Source organism: Limosilactobacillus reuteri subsp. simiae (assembly GCF_020784875.1).
Classification (GTDB): Bacteria; Bacillota; Bacilli; order Lactobacillales; family Lactobacillaceae; genus Limosilactobacillus; species Limosilactobacillus reuteri_H.
Window position 1 is genome coordinate 1 of the sequence record NZ_JAJGUI010000001.1, and the last position, 235, is coordinate 235.

Here is a 235-nt window from a genome sequence, read left to right on the forward strand (position 1 = left end):
GCATCAATCGCAAAATCAAAACTCTAAAACGAACTTGTTATGGTTTTGCCAATCAAAAATTTTTCTTTTTAAGAATCGATTGTATTTTTTCGTAAAAAAAATACCCCCTACATTTTCGGGTATACACTTTCTGGTATGGATGGAGATTCCATGCCAGATTTTTTTGTATAAAAAAGAGACATTTGCTGTCCCCTCGTTATACAATCAATTCACCACAAAAATCATGAAAGAAGGT

Annotated in this window: 1 protein-coding gene; it reads left to right on the plus strand. The window is 32.3% G+C overall.

The genetic code is table 11. The annotated features are described in order from the left end of the window. Positions 1–95: transposase (locus LMC10_RS00005; protein WP_141684681.1), on the plus strand; the 95-nt coding region annotated here is incomplete at its 5' end. Between the last annotated feature and the right edge of the window lie 140 nt (positions 96–235).